At 32.5% G+C, this 19,983-nt stretch carries 18 protein-coding genes; 10 read left to right on the top strand and 8 right to left on the bottom strand.

Annotation, left to right across the window (positions count from 1 at the left end):
- Position 1 precedes the first annotated feature (1 nt).
- From X925_RS08005 to X925_RS07995, 3 genes are read right to left on the bottom strand one after another with little or no spacing between them, the layout of a single operon-like run.
- The gene (locus tag X925_RS08005; protein ID WP_012209459.1) at positions 2-1,159 is read right to left on the bottom strand and encodes a 2-oxoacid:acceptor oxidoreductase subunit alpha; all 1,158 of its coding nucleotides are present in this window, start codon (positions 1,157-1,159) and stop codon (positions 2-4) included.
- Between the two features lie 37 nt (positions 1,160-1,196).
- Complete coding sequence (locus tag X925_RS08000; protein ID WP_012209458.1) at positions 1,197-1,409, bottom strand: ferredoxin family protein; 213 nt, start codon at positions 1,407-1,409, stop codon at positions 1,197-1,199.
- 53 nt (positions 1,410-1,462) lie between these two features.
- Entirely contained in the window at positions 1,463-2,599 is a 1,137-nt protein-coding gene (locus X925_RS07995; RefSeq protein ID WP_012209457.1) for a sodium ion-translocating decarboxylase subunit beta, read from the bottom strand.
- Between the two features lie 202 nt (positions 2,600-2,801).
- On the opposite strand from X925_RS07995, the gene X925_RS07990 reads away from it, so the two are divergent.
- Both X925_RS07990 and X925_RS07985 read left to right on the top strand, forming a co-directional pair.
- Positions 2,802-3,935 (top strand): aldo/keto reductase, encoded by a 1,134-nt coding sequence (locus X925_RS07990; protein ID WP_012209456.1) that lies wholly within the window; start codon positions 2,802-2,804, stop codon positions 3,933-3,935.
- Positions 3,936-3,959: 24 nt separating this feature from the next.
- On the top strand, positions 3,960-5,072 hold the full coding sequence (locus tag X925_RS07985; protein ID WP_012209455.1) for an aldo/keto reductase: 1,113 nt from the start codon (positions 3,960-3,962) through the stop codon (positions 5,070-5,072).
- A 107-nt stretch (positions 5,073-5,179) separates the two neighbouring features.
- Here the strand turns inward: X925_RS07985 and X925_RS07980 are convergent, their stop codons facing one another.
- The 5 genes from X925_RS07980 to X925_RS07960 all read right to left on the bottom strand — a co-directional run bounded on the left by X925_RS07980 (position 5,180) and on the right by X925_RS07960 (position 11,225).
- Complete coding sequence (locus tag X925_RS07980; RefSeq protein ID WP_012209454.1) at positions 5,180-6,484, bottom strand: hypothetical protein; 1,305 nt, start codon at positions 6,482-6,484, stop codon at positions 5,180-5,182.
- A 57-nt stretch (positions 6,485-6,541) separates the two neighbouring features.
- Positions 6,542-7,459: a glycosyltransferase family 4 protein gene (locus X925_RS07975; protein WP_121515357.1), complete on the bottom strand. Its 918-nt coding sequence runs from the start codon at positions 7,457-7,459 to the stop codon at positions 6,542-6,544.
- 28 nt (positions 7,460-7,487) lie between these two features.
- Positions 7,488-8,477 carry a glycosyltransferase family 2 protein gene (locus tag X925_RS07970; RefSeq protein WP_255408272.1) on the bottom strand — a complete coding sequence of 330 codons (990 nt, stop codon included), beginning with the start codon at positions 8,475-8,477 and terminating at the stop codon, positions 7,488-7,490.
- A 206-nt stretch (positions 8,478-8,683) separates the two neighbouring features.
- Complete coding sequence (locus X925_RS07965; RefSeq protein ID WP_012209451.1) at positions 8,684-10,153, bottom strand: phosphoribosylaminoimidazolecarboxamide formyltransferase; 1,470 nt, start codon at positions 10,151-10,153, stop codon at positions 8,684-8,686.
- A 112-nt stretch (positions 10,154-10,265) separates the two neighbouring features.
- A complete protein-coding gene (locus tag X925_RS07960) occupies positions 10,266-11,225 on the bottom strand; it encodes an asparagine synthetase A (RefSeq protein WP_103065874.1) in 960 nt (319 codons plus the stop codon).
- A gap of 453 nt (positions 11,226-11,678) precedes the next feature.
- Here X925_RS07960 and X925_RS07955 point away from each other — a divergent pair, with 453 nt between their 5' ends.
- The 8 genes from X925_RS07955 (at position 11,679) to murC (ending at position 19,966) form a co-directional block, all read left to right on the top strand.
- A complete protein-coding gene (locus X925_RS07955) occupies positions 11,679-12,410 on the top strand; it encodes a basic amino acid ABC transporter substrate-binding protein (RefSeq protein ID WP_199171187.1) in 732 nt (243 codons plus the stop codon).
- A gap of 77 nt (positions 12,411-12,487) precedes the next feature.
- On the top strand, positions 12,488-13,159 hold the full coding sequence (locus tag X925_RS07950) for an amino acid ABC transporter permease (RefSeq protein ID WP_012209448.1): 672 nt from the start codon (positions 12,488-12,490) through the stop codon (positions 13,157-13,159).
- 3 nt (positions 13,160-13,162) lie between these two features.
- Positions 13,163-13,930 (top strand): amino acid ABC transporter ATP-binding protein, encoded by a 768-nt coding sequence (locus tag X925_RS07945; RefSeq protein ID WP_103065446.1) that lies wholly within the window; start codon positions 13,163-13,165, stop codon positions 13,928-13,930.
- Positions 13,927-14,607 (top strand): amino acid ABC transporter permease, encoded by a 681-nt coding sequence (locus tag X925_RS07940; RefSeq protein WP_103065445.1) that lies wholly within the window; start codon positions 13,927-13,929, stop codon positions 14,605-14,607. The genes X925_RS07945 and X925_RS07940 overlap by 4 nt, the downstream gene beginning before the upstream one ends.
- Before the next feature lie 102 nt (positions 14,608-14,709).
- Positions 14,710-16,359: an arginine--tRNA ligase gene (argS, locus tag X925_RS07935; RefSeq protein WP_012209445.1), complete on the top strand. Its 1,650-nt coding sequence runs from the start codon at positions 14,710-14,712 to the stop codon at positions 16,357-16,359.
- A 43-nt stretch (positions 16,360-16,402) separates the two neighbouring features.
- Entirely contained in the window at positions 16,403-17,518 is a 1,116-nt protein-coding gene (locus X925_RS07930; RefSeq protein WP_158245443.1) for an FtsW/RodA/SpoVE family cell cycle protein, read from the top strand.
- Positions 17,508-18,563: a glycosyltransferase gene (locus X925_RS07925; RefSeq protein WP_012209443.1), complete on the top strand. Its 1,056-nt coding sequence runs from the start codon at positions 17,508-17,510 to the stop codon at positions 18,561-18,563. The genes X925_RS07930 and X925_RS07925 overlap by 11 nt, the downstream gene beginning before the upstream one ends.
- Positions 18,564-18,607: 44 nt before the next feature.
- Positions 18,608-19,966 carry a UDP-N-acetylmuramate--L-alanine ligase gene (gene murC, locus X925_RS07920; RefSeq protein WP_121959640.1) on the top strand — a complete coding sequence of 453 codons (1,359 nt, stop codon included), beginning with the start codon at positions 18,608-18,610 and terminating at the stop codon, positions 19,964-19,966.
- Positions 19,967-19,983: the final 17 nt, after the last annotated feature.

Below are 19,983 nucleotides of genomic sequence, written 5' to 3'. Positions count from 1 at the left end.
TTCACATCTCCGTAATCTGCACCCACATTTTCATAATTACGTCTAATATTTCATCTGGTGTAATCAACTCACCATTAGTTTTTGTTAAAGATTCTACATGTCTGTTCAATTTATTCAACCGAGACATCTCTTTAGCATACTGCCCTGTATTCATCTCTGGAACGATTATACTTTGAGCATTTTTAAATATTAGTTTAAGTCGTGAGGTTGGCATGGGCCAAACAGTGATAGGCTTAAAAAAGCCTACAGGAATTTTGTCTGATCTCGCTTGTTTAACTGCCTTCAAAGCACTTCGGGCTACACTACCATATGCAACTACTACTATATCGGCATCTTGAAGCATGTACTCACTATAGATAGAAATCTCCTCTGCTGATAATCTAATTTTTGAGTCTAAATGTTCAATAACTTTTGATATTGTGCTTGGATCCCTTATCGGAAAACCACTTTCATCATGAACAAGGCCAGAAACATGAAATCTTGACTTCCCCATTTCAACTAGCGGATTTACTGCAAATTGCTCATCTATATCAAAAGGTAAAAACAATTCTTCCTCACCTAAATCTACTTCCTTTAATCTTTCAACAATTTGAGGATTCTCTTTCTCGTAATCAAAATACACGTTTTCTCTCATGTGAGCCAAAGTCTCATCCAAGACCAAAATAACCGGTGTTCTATATTTTTCTGCATAATTGAAAGCTGTGACAGTATATGTGTAAACTTCTTCCACTGTAGAAGGATATATTGCAATAATTTGGTGATCTCCATGAGTTCCCCACCTTATCTGCATTATATCTCCCTGTGAAGGTTTGGTAGGAAGTCCTGTGCTTGGACCACCTCTCATAACATCAACAAACACACAAGGTACCTCTGTCATAATGGCGTATCCTAAAGCCTCTTGCATAAGGGAAAAACCGGGACCACTAGTTGCCGTCATTGATTTTACACCTGCAAGAGAGGCGCCTATTATGGCAGCCGCACTTCCAAGCTCGTCCTCCATCTGTATAAAAGTACCTCCAACCTTTGGCAATTCTCTAGACAGATATTCGGCGATTTCAGTTGATGGTGTAATCGGATAACCCGCAAAAAACCGACATCCAGCCTTTATAGCAGCCATTCCAACAGCTTCGTTACCTTGTAAAAAAAGCATTTTCCCCATCAAGTTCACCTCTTTTAAGAAGCGCGTCCTTTTTATTTTATTGCTCTATTTGTTTTATACTTATCGCAAAATCTGGACACATTCGTTCACATTGCAAACATCCAGTACATTTTTCTGGATCTGGAACAACAGGTTTACCAAATTCTTCTTCTATTATAGCATTTACGGGACAAATCCAAGAACAGATACCACATTTTTTACAATAATTGTAATTAATTATCACTTTAAAATGTTTTTTAGTAGTTTGCATTTGATTATTCCTCCCATTTGTTTGATAACCCTTTTTTTATCAAAATGTCTATATTATAGTATACTTAAAAATAGACCAGCAGCTATTGCCGAACCTATTACTCCGGCAACATTTGGCCCCATTGCATGCATTAAAATAAAATTACCTGGATCAGTCTCTTGAGCAATATGTTGGGCTACACGAGCTGAATCAGGTACCGCCGAAACACCTGCTGCACCAATCAATGGATTAATTTTTTCTTTTGCAAACAAATTCATCAATTTTGCAAATCCTATTCCACTTGCCAATGCAATTATAAATGCAACTGCCCCTAACAATATAATTTTTAAGGCTATCCAAGATAAAAATATATCAGCCGTGGCAGAAACTCCTACCGATAGCATTAAAAGTATTGTCACTGTATCCAAAACATAACGTGAGGCCGCTTCAGCTAATCTACCAGTTACTCCAGATTCTTTTAACAAGTTTCCCAACATAAGCATTCCTACTAAAGGTAGAGCCTGGGGAACCATTAAAGAAACTACAACAGTTGTTATTATAGGAAAAATAATTCTTTCTTTTTTAGAAACTTCCCTTAACCTTCTCATACGTATTTTTCTTTCTCTTTTGGAGGTAAGTAACTTTGAAACAAAAGGTTGAAGCACAGGAATAAGTGAAATATAAGAATAGGCTGCAACTGCTATAACAGGTAATAAATCCGGAGAAAATTTAGAAGCTATGTAGATAGAAGTTGGACCATCAGCACCTCCAATAAGACCTATCGCGGCTGCAGGATGAAGGTCAAACCCTAAAAAACTCGCCAATATAAAACTAATAAAAATGCCTACCTGAGCAGCTCCCCCCAGGAGTATCAATTTTGGATTAGCAATCAAGTAAGAAAAATCAGTTAATGCTCCAATACCCAAAAAAATCAATGGTGGATAGATTCCAGTATCTAATCCCAATTTTATATACCACAACAATCCGCCTGGTTGGCCATTCTGAGGAGGCATGAGAATACCTGTTAATTCTGGGGGAATGTTAGCTATAACCATACCAAAGCCCAATGGAATTAAAAGAAGCGGTTCTGCGTGTTTTGATATAGCAAAATAGATAATAATCAATCCAAGAAGTATCATGAAAACTTGAGGCCAAGAAAGATTGATAAATCCAGTACTTGAAAAAAAGTCGAGTATGCCTTCCGCTAGCATTTAAAAACCTCCTAGGAGATAAGTGTGAAATTTTTTTCAATCACTTCTACAGTATTTTATTATAACATAAAAAAATTTACTGTTTCTACTTTATATAAAAAGAGTTTTTATTATTTTTTTGGTATAATAAAAGTAGAATAAGTTTATTTATCGAACTAATCTAAAAGTCAACTTATCATAATAATATACTGGGGGTGCTCTTTTGAAATATAGAAAATTTGGTAAGTACGATGTAGAACTTTCGGCCTTGGGTTTTGGGTGTATGAGATTGCCTGTTTTGAATAAAGATCCTTCTAAAATTGATGAAGAAAAGGCAACGAATATGCTGAGATACGCTATTGATAACGGAGTGAATTATGTTGATACAGCGTATCCTTACCACCAAGGAAATAGTGAATTATTTGTAGGTAGGGCCTTAAAAAATGGTTACAGGGAAAAAGTCTACTTAGCCACCAAAAATCCTGTTTGGTTGGCAAATAAATACCAAGATTTTGAAAAATATTTAGATGAACAACTAAAAAAACTTGATACAGAATATATAGATATGTATCTGTTACACTCTTTGGATAAAGAAAGATGGAATAAAATTTATAATCTAGAAGTTTTGAATTTTCTGGATGAAGCAAAAAGTAAAGGCAAGATAAAGTTTGCCGGATTTTCTTTTCACGATGACTTCAAAACCTTTAAAACGATCGTTGATTCTTACAACTGGGATTTTTGTCAAATTCAATACAATTATCTTGATACACATTTTCAAGCAGGAATCGCAGGATTAAAGTATGCAAACAGAAAAGGTCTAGCGGTGATTATTATGGAGCCAATTAGAGGGGGTAAATTGGCTAACAAATTACCTAAAGAAGCTCTCGATATCTTTAGTAATTTAGATAATACCAAGTCACCAGCTTATTGGGCGTTAAGATGGGTATGGAACCATCCTGAGGTAACTACCGTTCTGAGCGGAATGTCCACAATGGAACAGGTGATAGAAAATATTAAAACAGCAGATGACTCAGATCAAAATTCCTTAAGTGAAAAAGAATTAAAAGCAATTGAACAAGTCAGAAATATTTACAAGAGTAAATCTAAGATAGATTGTACGGGATGTAATTATTGTGTACCTTGTAAAAACGGTATACCTATTCCTACAATTTTTAGTATTTATAATGAAGGCTACATTTTTGATAACTTAATAGAGGCAAAAGAAAGATATCAAACTTTGATCAAACAAGGCATAGATGCCTCTATTTGTGAGGAATGCGGGGATTGTGAAGCAGAATGTCCACAACATTTACCTATAAGATCGTTGTTAAAACAAGTCAAAAATGAATTAGCATGATCCAAAATTATAGAGGTGATCTTTATGGATAAAAAAATCCTTGGTAAAACTGGGTTTGAGGTTTCACTTTTAGGATTAGGTGGGTTTCATATGTTAGAAATTTCAAAGGATGATGTTTCAAAGCTAATGGATATTTACCTAATTTCAGGTGGTAATTACATTGAGACCGCTGCCGAATACGGAGATGGTGAATCGGAAAAGAAAATTTCATACGCTTTGAAAGATAGAAGAGATCAAATAATTCTTGCTAGCAAATGCCACGCTCGAGATAAGAGAACTGCTCAACATTTTGTAGAAAGAACCTTAAAGAACTTGAATACAGATTATTTAGATATTTTGTTTCTTCACCATGTTACCACTCAGGATGATGTTGATGCTTTATTGAAAAAAGAGTCGGCCTTAGATTATCTATTTCAAGCTAAAAAAGATGGGATTATAAGAGCGTTAGGGGTATCTTTCCATGGTTTGGGGGACTATGCGCTTAAACTTATAAAAACAATAGACTTGGATGTTGTGATGACAGGTTTTAACTACTTGGATATATTTAATTTCCCGAGCACTTATCAAGAAGTCATTCCTTTTGCAAGGTCTAAAAACATGGGAATTGTCGGAATGAAAGCTTTTGCAGATGGTTATCTCTACAGGTCTACTTACGATGCATTAAACTATGCTTTGACTCAAGATTTAGATGTAATGGTTGTAGGAGCGAACTCCGAAGACATGCTAAGAAGAGATATTCAGATAGCCGAAAACTTTAAACCATTACCTAAAAAATCTGTAGAAAACTTATATTATCGTGCCCCAGAACTTGGAAATTATGTCTGTAGACAATGTGGAAAATGTTTACCTTGTCCAGAAGATATAGAAATCATGAAAGTGTTTGAATACGAGGGATGGTACGATAGACAAATAAGGGATTATCAACCCCACGAGGCTCCAGATTATGCACTGAGAGAAAGATTGGCATTCTGGTTTGGAAACCAAAACGAAGCTAAAATGGCTTATTCCAAACTCAATAAGACCTTCAAAGATTGTACAGAATGCGGGATATGTGAAGAAAGATGTCCTTACGATATACCCATAATAAGAAAATTGAAATTGGTAGACTACAAGCTTGGAAAGGGAGAAATATACTAAAACTATCTTTCCAGAGATCGATAATTCAACTTTCTTTGGGATTTCGAAGCTTTAGTATAATTCCCCTTTGGTGACTCTCCAAAGGGGAATTATACTTGCTTTAGATATTAGTTAGTGACTTCTTTCATGCTTTTACCTTTCTTAAATATTAGATCTTTATACCAATTTTTATAATCGTTCAGAATCTTATCTTCTGAGATTTCATATATTTCATTCAGATCGGTAGTCATATCTATTTCTTCAAAAATTTCTGAAATTAGATCTTTCTTATTGGTTATATTTTCAATTCCATAAGCGTTTACCATATCTAATAAAAGCTCTCTTTCAAACTCTTTCTTTTCTTTTAAATCTTGGAATATTAAGGAAACTTCGTTGATCATTTTTTTTATTTTTTCTAAATAGTATTCTTTATCTTGCTTTTTTAAATTTTCATCAAAAATTATATGATCCATAAAATCCATAAACTCTTCTTCCATTTCAATGAACAAATCATACGATTCATTATAGTAATAAGAGTTTCCTAAAAATTGATCATTGTGATGCAAATCTGCCATATCTTTTAGCTCGTCTTCTATATCTTCCATATTCTTTATGGTAAAATCAATATCGACGTCGTCTATATCGTCATCGAAAGAATAATCCTCTTCTTCCCCATTTTTCGTATTAAACAAATAATTGGTATACCTCTCTAATTCAAGGCGTGGTTCAGAATTTTTCAGAAATTCTTTTGGATTTAGATTATACATTGTAAAAAAGTCATCGGTGGTATTGTAAATATTTTCGTAATTAACAATCGATATTTTCTCGATTATTTTTTCGTAAAATGGAGAGATTTTCTGAGCAATATTTGGAAGTATCGCCACTCGAAAATTATTTGTTTCGTTCAGCAGATTTCTATAAAAACTTTCTATGCTCTTGCGATCACTTTCAATATACATATCGTAATGATCTCCATAGTTGTTAGTAAAAATTAAGTGATGCTCGACTAAACCTTTACCTATTTTTCTTAAAAACAAAAAATACAAACTACTACTTTCATTCAAAGAATAAATAAATGATTCTTCTGCAATTATCTCTGAAGTTTGGTTTTCATGATCAGAAGCAAGCACAGAGATCATATTTTTCTTTTTTGACTTAAAAAAAGCATTAATTCTTAAGATCGTCAATATCAAAGGGATATATTCTATATCAAAGGTAAGTTTTTCCAATTTACCATTCCCTTTTTCATCCAAATTAAATTCGTTATTAAACCATTTGTAATTTCCAAACCTTCCTTCTACTTCATAGATATACTTCTCGTAAATATCAGGATCTTTGTTGTTTTTCAACATTGACTCGTCTAAGAAAATTTTTTTAACTGATACAGGCCGAAGTTTCATATAATCACCATAATTACCTTTTAAAATTATCATCACAACACCTCTTTTACATAAAACTTTAAAAATTTTTTAATAAAATTAATCCTTCAATTACTCATATTTGTACAATTTAAAATGATAACCTAGAAAAATAAATAATATCAATACAATTATAACACCAATTATTTGAAAATCCCAAGTAATTAATCCTATCAACCCAAAAAAAACAGAAATACTATATGTAACTAATGCAACAAACAATGGTTTTATTTTATATTTTTTTCTAATTTTATCATATATATGCTCTTTATCCCCTAAAAAAGGAGATCTTTTGCTGAGTAAACGTCTTATCACAGCATAAACTAGATCAGTAAAATAAAACCCTGTGATAATTAGTGAGATGAAATAACCTCCTCTACCAGATCTTCCAGATAGGAAAGAAAAGGAATAAAATAAAGTAAAACCTAAAAGATAAGAACCCGCATCACCAAGAAATATTTTCGCTGGTGGCAAATTGTATAATAGAAACCCCAAAATTGCGAAGGCAAAGATCAAAAGTTCATAATTTTTGGATATCAAGGAAAAAAATAACAAACTCACTATTGCCGTTCCAGCGCAGACTCCATCCATCCCATCAACCATATTTACTCCGTTAACTAAAGCTATACCGGTTAATACCAAAATAAAAAACTGAAAAGGTTCAATAATTCCTCCTACAAAATATATTGCCATTGAGACGACAATAAACTCTGCAAATAATCTAATATAAGGAGAAACACTCTTAATATCATCGTAAAGACCAATAAAAGTCAATATACTAGCAGGAATTATAAAACCTATGTCATTGTAATAAAAAGGTAATATTGAAAGAAAAACAGCTACACCACCCAAATAAGGAATGGGAGACTTATGAACTTTCAACTTATTGTCGGGTTTATCAACGATATTATATTTGTTTGCGATTCTTATCATAATGGGAACTAGAATAACAGATAAAACAAAAGAACTTATTAATTTTATAGCTAACAAATTATATTCACCCGCATTTTTAAAAAATTTAGGATTTCTTTCTCCTAGTAAAAAGGATTGATTTAAGTATACTCCAAAATGTTCCTGAACCATATGAAATATGCAAAAGTAAAAACACAAAAAAACTACAAAAAAACAATAAAATATTTTTCTCTTTTATAGCATACTTTAATGAAAATAATGTGTCTATAAACAAATATATGAAAAACGGAATAGCTAAAATAATATTAAAAACGGCATTTTTTGAGAGGACTAAAAATATGAATAAGAGAAGAAGATACATTATAAAAATAAAAGGAATGAAATGTCTAAGGGAAATACCATAAGGAGATATTTTTAGAGTTATATAATTCCAAAAACCATTTGAAAAATTCTTTTTCATAAAATCCCACAACCCATTTGGAACATAATAATTATTTGTAATTGGTAATAAAAAAATTTTTAAACCCTTTTTTCTCATCCTATAATTAAACTCGATATCTTGATTCCTTAAAAGTTTTTCATTAAAATACCCTACTTTATCAAAAACTTCTCTTCTATAACATGCATATGCTACGGTATCAACTTCTTGTGGTTCTTTCACTTGATGTCTATGGCGGGATGCAGTACCGAAGGGGGAAGAATACGAAAAAGCCATCGATTTTTGTAAACAACTTTTATCGTTAGCAGGGGTGGCCAAAGACACTCCTCCTACAGCACTCGCTTCTGGGTGTTTCATCAAAAATTCAACACTATATTCCACATATTTTTCATCAAATTCTGTATGAGAACCAGCTATAAAAACAAAATCCCCCTTACTATTTTTGATCCCTAAATTTAAACCGTGGGGGGTAAATTTTTTTTCATTCGTAATGATTTTTATATTATTACTTTTTTCAGCGAGTTTCTCTATTATACTAACGGTGTTATCTGTCGACTGACCATCAACGACAATTATTTCATCCGGCTTTCTTGTCTGATTGCTTAAAGAATTTAACACTTTTTTGATCGTTTTTTCTTCATTTCTGCAAACTAATATTACCGAGACTAAAGGTAAAGAAATTTATTATCACTCCCCTTTTGCTGAACTGTGCAAAATAGTATTTTTAAAATAAATTTTGATTTTGGGGTTCTTAAGGGGCTTGCCCCTTGTTTGCTGCACTATGCAAACTATGTTTTTAAATGATTTTGACTTTGAACTTGATTTTGGGGTTTTTAAGGGGGTTACCCCTTAACGAATTTATATTAATATCTATGATACCTTCCCTGTGTTACCAACAAAGTAACTCCTTTTTCTTCTAAATCGTTTAAATATTTTTCGTATCCCGGTAAGGTTGGAGGAACAATTACCTTTTCAACCTGCCAATTTAATATTATATCGGTTATCTTCTCTGAATTTATAGGAGAATCAAATATAATTGTCCCTTCCTTCGGAAGAACTTCAAACTTTTCCAAAGTGTTTTCGAGTGCATTTAGTGCGATTTCTCTGTTCAAACAAGATTGATTACCAGAACAAATGAGATTATTTTTAACATACACAGCGGTATCAGATTTATGAATTTTAGCGACCTCAAATCCTAATTGTTCTGAAGGAGACAAATCCAAGGAAATCTCTTGGAAATTTTGCTTTACGACCAGATCACTATCCACAATATATTCTTCTTCTTGTTTCAGAACTTTCTTATTAACCTTAAAAACCATGGGTTTAAAAGAAATTATCTCTTCTTTTTGTTCAAGATTATAAGAAGTCATCATTCCGTCATGTTTTGAATCTTTCAGTTCAAAAATTATATTTGGATCGTCACTATAAACTATCCCACCTTTAAGTTCTTTAATAATTCTAATGAATTGTTTTTTCTCTTCTTGAGTAGGAGCACAATAACCAAATACGAAAATTCCTTTCTTCGCAAAACCCAAAAATTCATTGTTTGTCAAACTCGCCAAATGAAAAAGTAATTTTATGTCTTTTAACATCCTTAAAGTAGGTTTTTTGTGAAAGGTCAAATTTTCTAAATAGTTGATAAAAGTATCTTTTTCTAAAAATTTCATTAGAATCGCTTCTTGCATTGGATTAGAACCATATCTTAAGTTCCCCAATATTTCAAAAAATTCATGGTCAAACTTTTCAGCTGCAAATAGTTCTGAAAAAATTTTATGAATACTTGCATCGTACTTAGAAGTAGAAAAGAAAACTTTCAATGCCAACTTTCTTCTTAACTGTAAGGGGACATCGCCACAATCCTCTAAATTATCAATAACTGTTTGATAATCTTTTGGATCTGCCAATGCTACAACATCCTTATAGTTTTTTGCTGCGGCTCTAAGAAGAGAATAGCCTCCAATATCGATATTTTCTAAAAGTGTTTCCTCATTCTTTGTTTTTTTGGCAATTTCCTCAAAAGTAGGAAAATTACCCACAACCATATCTATCCTTTTTATATTGTAATTAATCATATCTTCTTCATGCTTTTTATCGTTAGACTTGGCTAAAATGCCACCGGCTAATTTTGGATCTATGCTTTTAACACGACCTCCTAAAATTTCAGGAAATCCAATATAATCAGCCATTTTTACAGTAGGGATTCCCTTTTCTTGTAAATATTTATTTGTTCCTTCTGTACATATAATTTCGACACCATTGCGATATAAGAAACTAGCTAAATCCTCTAAATTAGTTTTGTCATAAACTGAAATAATTGCCCTTTTAATATTCATGAGATACCTCCAGTGAAAAATAAGTTAATTTTTATGAAAGGAAAAGCAGAGACGTTCAACATTTACGTCTCTTGCTTTGAGTTACATTTTCTAGGTTTTTTAATCAACACAACTAAATGGTATACTTTCCAGGTGCTTTAGCAAACAATCTACTTTTTTCAACATGATCCAAATCTAATATGTATTTAGTGAATCTTTCTATACCTATACCACAGCCTGCTGAGTGTTTTAATAACCCTTCTTTTGCCAATTTTAAATAATCTTCATAGCTTTCCAGCCCGTTACCTTTCAATTTGATTCTTTTCACTATTTGCTCATACTCGTGTTCTCTTTCGCCACCAGATATGCCTTCCCCATGACCCTCAGGATATATCAGGTCAAAATCCAACAATACATCAGGATTATCCATATCTTGTTTATCATAAAACTCCCTGTTCAAAAGCGGAATATCAATTAACCACACAGGTCCTTCAGCTCGTTCAGATAAAATCTTTTCATAATCATCACCGTAAAGCTCTTTTGCCTTTTTTACGCTTATTTTTTCAAAAGGCTTTTTAGGAACAGTCAAATTTGGGTGATACTTTTCTATTATACCAGAATATTTCGTCAAGATACCTTTTAGTACATAAATTATTAAATCTTCCATCAAATCCATAATCTCTTCTCTTTTAGTTTCTTTAGCTTCTATATCTAGTTGAACAAAATCAATCAAGTGTCTACCAGAGGAATATTTTTCTGCTGTTTCCAACCTTAAATTTGGAGAAAATGAAAATATCTTATCATGAATCAAAACACTAACTTGTTTTTGCAGAATCATAGATTTAGTAACGTAATATTTGTTACCGTAATAATCAATTTGTGCTTCAAAAACGTCGTGATTTAAAGGATCGGTGATCGTAGAGACAATCACTGGTAGAATTTCAACAAAACCCTTCTCTGCAAGAAATTCCCTCGATAATCTCAGTATCTCTGATTGAACTAAAAGCGCGTCACTGTAAGTCTCGTCCTCCAAATAAGTTTTTACTAGCTCCACAGAATCCACTCTTCTATCCTGCTTCTCTACTTCTGCCATAATTTTCCCTCCTGTAGTGTTTTTTAAAGACGGTATATCGTCTTTTAAAATACAAATAAAAAAACCGACGCTATTTTTTCTGCGTCGGTAATTTTCAAAATAACAATGTCCAGCGTAATCACCGACGCTGTATATTGTTATTATTATTATTTACTTTATTAGAACTTGATAATAATTTTAATATTTTCATAGCCATTTTCTCCTAAACAAATTTAATTAATATCTTAATAGATTTTCAAATTTAGTTAATTATACTATAAAAAAAAATATTTGTCAAATTAAAAATGACCTCTTTCATTCAAACATATATTATGTTATAATATGTTCAAACAATCATTCTTTAAATAGATTGATATTGAGAAAATCTGTTTAACAGTTAAAACGTGGAATCAAAGGTTTTAATGTTTTGTGAGTAAGTAAAAAAGTAGATAATCCGATAGGAGGTGTATGAACATGTTGAAAAAAGCCTTTTTAGTTTCTGCGATCTTGATTTCTTTTGTGTTTTCAGCTTTCTCAGTTACTTATGTTGTCGGTACAGAAGCATCTTTCCCACCTTTTGAGTACGTTGAAGGTGGAGAGTTTGTCGGATTTGATATGGATTTAATAAGGGAAATCGGAAAAATGTATGGATTTGAAGTTGAAATAAGAGATATTAGCTTTGACTCTCTCATACCTTCTTTAATGACCGGAAATATAGATATTATTGTCGCTGGAATGACTATAACTGAAGAAAGAGAGAAAGTAGTCGATTTTACAATCCCATATTATAGTGCTGATCAAAGTATTATGGTAAGAAAAGGAGAAGGTACCAATCTAACCATTCTTTTTAGGAATCCAAAAATCGGAGTTCAAACAGGTACTACAGGGGATATTTGGGTGACTGAAAATCTTGTTGACGCTGGTTACTTGCCGAAAGCCAATGTAATAAGATACGATACATTTAACTTCGCTGTTCGCGACTTAGTTAACAAAAATATTGATGTGATAGTGTTAGATAACCCTGTGGCTGAAAGATTCACCAAGACAGATTCGGTGGAAATTGTAGGAATCATTAAAACTAACGAAAATTATGGTATGGCCGTTGCACCAGGTAATGAGGATTTATTAAATATCTTGAACGAAGGCATAATGAAGTTACAAGAGTCTGGAAAAATGGATGATCTAATAGAAAAGTATTTTAAGTGATGTTCTAATTTTCTAAAAGAAAAACATAAGGGGGCTTCACCCCCTTTTATATTTAAATTAAAAAGGAAGGATGATACTTGGAAGACATTCAAGTGATTATAAATTCATTACCCTATTTATTAAAAGGAACACTTGTGACACTTGAATTAACCTTTTTTAGTTTGATCTTAGGATTTGTTGTTGGAGTTATAATTTCTTTTGGTCAATTGTATGGTAACAAATTCTTACAGTTAATTTTTTTAATCTACGAACGAGTTTTTAGAAGTATCCCTTTGATAGTTGTTCTTTTTTTAATTTTTTACGGTTTACCAGCCATCGGAATAAGATTAGATCCCTTGATTGCATCAATAATTGGATTAGGTTTGATAAGCTCAGCTTATCAATCACAAATTTTTAGAGGTGCAATTTCATCCATATCAAAGGGGCAACTAGATGCTGCTTATTCAATTGGAATGAACAAAATCCAGACTTTCATCTACATTATCTTCCCCCAGGCAATAAGAATCGCCTTATCAGGTTGGATCAATGAGGCATCAGTAGTCCTAAAAGATACATCAGTTGCTTATGCCTTAGGTGTGGTTGAATTACTTAGGCAAGGCACTTATATTATATCTGTAACTAATAGACCTTTGATAGTTTATCTAATTTGTGGAGCTATCTACTTTGTCCTAACTTTTAGTTTAAGTAGGGGATTTGGCATGATCGAAAAAAAGCTTACTATCCCAGGATACGAAACAAGGAGCGTTTAATAAATGAAAGAAGAGAAAGATATAATATTAAAAGTGGAAGATCTTCATAAGAGTTATAATGGAGCAGAAATACTCAAAGGAATAACATTTGAAGTTAAAAGAGGAGAAACAAAGGTAATAATAGGTCCGAGTGGAACAGGAAAGAGTACCCTTTTAATGTGTATAAATAGACTGGTAGAACCTGATTCTGGAAGAATATATCTCGAAGGAGATGAAGTATTATCTTCAAAGAATATTCACAAAATTAGGCAGGAAATAGGTTTTGTATTTCAGCACTTTAACTTATTTGATCACTTAACTGTGCTTGAAAACGTTAGAATTGGTTTGACTAAAGTGAAAAAGATTGAAAAATCTCAAGCAACGGAAATTGCATTTAAAGAATTAGAACGAGTTGGATTGAAGGATAAATCAGACCTTTATCCTGCTCAGCTTTCCGGTGGGCAAAAGCAAAGAGTCGCTATCGCTAGATCTCTGGCTATGAATCCCAAATTAATTCTGTTTGATGAGCCAACTTCTGCTTTGGATCCAGAGCTAATAGGAGAGGTTCTGAACGTCATGATTGATCTTGCAAAAAGTGGCATGACTATGGTGTGTGTTACACATGAAATGGGATTTGCAAGGGCTGTTGCAGATGAGATCATATTTATGGAAAAAGGCGTGATTGTTGAAAAAGGTCCCCCAGAATTGATGTTCAAAAATCCTCAAAAAGATAGAACTAAGGAGTTTTTGAATAAATTATCGCAGTTGTACGGAAAGGATGAAAACACATGAGCTTTTTTGAAATCGTTGGAAGTTCCTGGGTTTATATGGTGGAAGGCATATGGGTTACACTTTTTTTAACTTTAATTTCTATAGTCATAGGATTCTTTTTGGGCGTTTTACTTGCAGTTTCTAAAACGTATGGAAATAAATTATTCTATTATATAAGCTATGTTTTTATCGAGATAATAAGGGGGACACCATTACTTGTTCAACTTTTCATTCTATATTATAGTTTACCTGTTATTGGAATTAGGCTTTCTCCAATATTAGCCTCAATAATGGCTTTTTCTTTAAATTCTGCCGCTTATCAGGCCGAATATCTAAGAGGTGCCATTCAATCGATAAGTTCGGGTCAAATGCAAGCGGCTTTATCAATAGGAATGAAAAAATGGCAAGCTATCAGATTGATCATATTACCCCAAGCGTTAAGAAGGTTTATCCCTTCTTGGACAAATGAATTTATATACCTATTGAAGTATTCCTCTCTCTCTTATATCGTTGGAGCGCCAGAAATAATGGCTCAAGCTAAGTTTGTAGCGAGTCGTAACTTTGAATTCTTTCAAGTTTACCTATTTGCTGCTATCATATATTTTGTGTTGGTCACAATTTTTGGAGAAATATTCAGATTTATTGAAAAGAAAATCAAGATTCCTGGAACCCTCACTTATGCTAGGAATCGAATTTAGAAATGTAATAAAAGCTGAGTGATTGTAAAGTGAATGGCCGTTAAAGCCTTTTTAGAGTTATTAAAGCCGGTAATAAACGAAAAGACAGGAGGAAACAAATAAATGGAAATAATAGATCTTATAAAAAACCAGATCAATATAGCCTTGTCAGATATAGGTGTTTCTGAGATGGAACTCAATTTTACCATCGAAACACCTCCTAAAGACGATATGGGAGATTTTTCTTCCAACGTAGCATTCTTATTAACAAAAAGGTTAAGAAAATCACCTCAAGAAATTGCTCAAATTTTAAAAGAAGAACTAGTTAAATCTTCTTTTTTCGAAAAAGTTGATAATGCAAATGGTTTTTTAAATTTTTTTGTTTCTCCCCAAATATATCAAAGGATATGTTCTAAAATTTTGAGCAATCCAAAAACCTACGGGAAATTTGACATAGGGAAAGGTGCGAATATACAGTTTGAATTTGCAAGCATTAATCCCACCGGTCCCATCACTGTTGCTCACGGTCGACAAGCTGTTATGGGAGATGTTTTGGCAAATATCTATGAACAAGCTGGATACGTAGTTCAAAGAGAGATGTATCTAAACGATGCAGGTAGACAAATAAAACTTCTCTCCTACTCCCTATGGGTAAGATACAACGAAATTCTTGGTTCAAAATATGAAATACCCGAAGATGGTTACAGAGGAGAGTATCTAGTAGATACTGCAAAAAAAGTATTGAACAAATATGGAGAAAAGTTTAAAGACAAATGGGATGAAGAAACCGAGGATATATTCAGAAAAGAAGTTCTTGAAGATATGCTAAAAAACATGTTGGAAACGCTTGAAAAAATAAACGTAAACTTCGATGTAATCTTCAGTGAACAATTATTATTTAAAAATAAAATGGTAGAAAAAACCTTGAACGATTTAAAATCTAAAGGCTACGTGTATGAAAAAGATGATGCGTTATGGTTTAAAGTATCTGATTTGATAGATGAAAACGACAAGGTATTGATAAGATCTAAAGATTCGATGCCAACATACTTTTGTGATGACATTGCTTACCATTATTACAAGTACCTAAGGGGTTTCGACACTGTGATTGATATAATGGGTTCTGACCATCATGGTCACATACCTAGAATGATGGCTTCAGCAAAAGCTTTAGGATTACCAGAAAATTTTTTAAAAATAATTTTGCACCAATTTGTAAATGTAAAAAAAGGCGAAGAAATTATAAAGATGTCAACAAGAAGTGGGGAATTCTTCACTCTTGACGATCTTATACAAAATGTTGGAAAAGATGCTGTTAGGTACTTCTTTGCTATGGTTGATCCTGATACAACATTGAACTTTGATATCGATCTGGCTATAAAAAAATCCAATGAAAATCCCGTTTACTACGTTCAATATGCTCATGCAAGAATATGCAGCATATTTAAAGAAGCTCAAAAAAGAGGGATAAATTACGAATTATTTTTAGGTTTAGAAAATCTAAAAGAAGACGAAGAAAAATTATTGATGAGAGAGTTATCCTTATTTACAAATGTATTAACCAAAGCTGTAATTCAAAACAAACCTAACTTACTCACCCAATATTTGGAAAGAGTAGCATCAAGATTCCATCATTTTTACAATAACTTATCTGTTCTCAATGCAGAAAATTATGAGCTTATTCAAGGTAGGTTAAATCTTTGTCACGCAACAAAAATAGTCATAGCAAGAGGTTTGTCTATTTTGGGTGTAAATGCTCCTGAAAGCATGTGAAAGACAAAATCTCGAAATTAGAATTTGAAAGGGGGGTTTGGGGGTGCTCCCCCAACGTTTGGTGATAAAACACAATTTCATCTTTTACTTAATAATATTAGGTATCACTCTATTCGTAGGTGTTCTATTCATCTACAGTTCTCTCTTTGCAATCAGTGACATCAAAGAGATAAACCCCGATCAAAAATTTCAAACATATATAATCGCCTTAATTCTCGGCTTTTTAGGTGCCGTAATTGCTTTTATGTTCAGTGATACTTTTACAAAAAACAAGCATATCATGATAGCTCTTTTTGTATTTTTAAATCTCATTTTAATTATAGTTTTATTCACTCAACCTATCGCAGGTGTGAAAAGGTGGCTGAATATTGGTCCTTTCCAATTTCAACCATCAGAGCTTGCAAAACTCATTATTCCTGCTTTCTTAGCTTTTTATTACACCCAAATACAAAATAAAAAGAATCTACTAATAAATGTAATTTTCCCCATTTTAGTATGTGGATTTAGCATATTCTTAATCTTTTTGGAACCAGATCTCAGCTCTTCCCTTATAATTACAATGTTAACCTTAATAACGATTTTTTTAGGAATAAGAGATAAAAAGGTTATGTTGTTCTTCTTTATTTTTACCTTGATTATCATCTCTGTTCTTTTTATCTTTAAGGATAATTTTCTCCAGACCTATCAAATTTCAAGATTGACAAGTTCCGACGATTTTCAGAGTCAACGTTCGAGAGATGCCATTACAAATGGTGGGTTGATTGGTACAGGACCTTTTGCCGGTGAATTTAAATACTATGTACCTGAATCTTACAGTGATTTTATCATATCCGTTATAGGAGAAGAATGGGGAAAATTAGGGATAGTAATGGTTCTAACTCTTTTCTTTTTTCTGTCTCATGAGCTTGTGTATTTAGCTTATCTTACTAAAGATCACGGTACTTTTATATTCTGTGGAGCTACAGCTTCTTGGATCTTCATTCAAGTTGTCATAAACACCTTGGTCGGATTGGGAGTACCATGGATGCCAGTTACAGGGGTAACGCTTCCAATGGTAAGTTATGGAAATTCTTCTATGATAGTTACATTAACATCTATAGGGTGGGGACTAGGATTGATATATCATAATTCGGAGTTGGCAAGTTCAGATGAAGAATAATAAAGAGTTAAAAGTTGTTTTTTCCGGTGGTGGTACAGGAGGGCATTACTACCCTGCTCTCTCTGTTTTAAAATATTTAAATAAATATTATAATAAGTTAGAGGTAATATATTTTACTACAAAAGGAAGAATTGAAGAAAAAAAGTTGCCTACCGACTTTCCAAAAGCAAAGTTAATTTCTCTAAATACCAAAGGTCTAGAAAGGCCATTATACAACGTTAAAAATATAAACAGAGCCTTTGAAGTTTTAAGTGATACGCGTAAAGTTGAAAAAATAATAAAAGAATTCAAACCTGTTTTTGGATTTCTCACTGGTGGATACGTAACTGTTCCCGTCGGTTTAGCTTTAAAAAAACAAAATATTCCATTTTATCTACATGAACAAAATTCAACACTTGGAATATCCAATAAAGTACTATCTAGATGGGCAAAAAAGGTTTTTGTAAGTTACGAAGAAACCAAATTGAATGATAAATTTATTTTTACAGGCAATCCTGTAAGAACGCCTGAAAAAGAAATCCCCAGAACTTACTTACGTAATTTTGGGATAAAGGATCTAAACAAAAGATGTATATTAGTCTTTGGCGGAAGCCTGGGTTCAAACGAAATAGATGAATTAATGTACAAAGTATACGAAAAAGAAAAAATTAACAATTACATACATATAACGAAAAATCAAGAAAAGTTCAAACAATTTCCCAACGTTTTTACTTTTGAATATATAGAAAATTTATATGAATTGATGGCTGTATCAGATGGGGTAGTATCAAGGGCTGGAGCAACAACACTCGCCGAAATTCAGTTTTATGATCTTTCTGGTATCTTGATCCCATGGAAAGGTTCAGCAGAAAATCATCAATTAAAAAATGCTCTTTCTCTTAAGAAGGAGGGAAAAATTGCTGTTATCGATGAAGAAAAAGTGGAAACTGATGAATTTATCAACTTTTTAAATCATATTCAACCAAAAAATACAGAATTTATATACACACCTAAGATAAATAAAGCAACAGAAAATATAATTAATAATATCGATGAGATTTTATAATGTGCAGAGATCTGAAATCTTTGTATTTTCGTAAGGAGGTATCTATGAAGTACTACTTTTCAGGAATTGGTGGAATAGGCATGAGTTCCTTAGCCTTGTACCTTGCTTATAAACATGGTATAACGAGTGTGCTTGGATCAAACAACGAAATGAACGAAAGAGTGGAATACTTAATAAAAAAAGGAATAAAAGTTAAATTAAATCAGGACTCAAATCTTCCTGATATCGATTTTTTAATAAAAACAACCGCAATAAAAGATACCAATCCAGAGCTGATAGAAGCAAAAAATAGAAAGATAGCTATTATTAGTAGAATGCAACTACTGAATTCAATATTACAAGAGCATACCTCAATAGGTATAACAGGAACAGATGGAAAAACCACCACTACCGCTATGGTCTCTCAAATATTCAAAAACGCTGGTAAAGATCCGACAGTTTTTTTAGGTGGAATACATGATTCACTAGAAGATGGCAACTTTAGATTTGGAAATGGAATAGTAATAGCAGAAGTCGACGAAAGTGATGGTTTTATCGAAAAAACAGAAACTAATTTTTCTATCATAAATAATTTGAGACCAGATCATCTTGAGCACTACAACAACGAATTTGAAAAGTTGGAAAGTTCTTTATATAAATTTGCAAAAAACACGAAAGAGCTGGTTATATTAAATGGAGATGACGTTCATCTCAACAAATGGCATTTGAACGAAAAGAACGTATTATACTTTGGGCAATCTGAAAAGGCTGATTATATTATAAAAAACAGACATCAATATAACGGATATCAAGTGTTTGAGATCTATCACAAAAACACATACATCGGAGATATCACTTTAAATCTTCCAGGATTACACTACGCTTATGATGCACTGGCTTCAACCGCACTTTCTTTAGAATTAGGGATTGAGTTTAGCACAATAAAAGAAACCTTTCATAGATATAATTCGGTTGGACGAAGATTCAATATACTTTACGATAAAGATAATCTATCAATAATAGACGATTATGCCCATACACCTGACGAAATCTTAGAAACTATAAAAGCAACAAAAGAGTATTTCCCAAAAAGAAAAATAATAACCATATTTCAACCGCACAGGTACACCCGCCTTTACTTCCACATAAACGACTTTATTGATGTCCTAAAATATTCGGATGAGGTATTAGTTTACAGAATTTATTCGGCCTTTGAAGAACCCATAAATGGTGTAGATGAAAAAAAGGTTGTAGAAGCTCTTAATTCACAAGCTACTTTTTCCAAATATTATAATTCGGAAGACGAAATCATATCAGATCTTTTACAAGAAAAAAATGCTGTATTACTCTTTGTTGGTGCAGGAGACATAACTGACATAGCAAAAAAATTATCAAAAAACAAAAAAAACCTTGACATCTCATAATTTTTATGATAATATAT

The sequence above is a fragment of the Petrotoga sp. 9T1HF07.CasAA.8.2 genome (genome assembly GCF_002895585.1).
Lineage (GTDB): Bacteria > Thermotogota > Thermotogae > Petrotogales > Petrotogaceae > Petrotoga > Petrotoga mobilis.
This window is presented reverse-complemented; position numbering and strand designations above follow the sequence as displayed.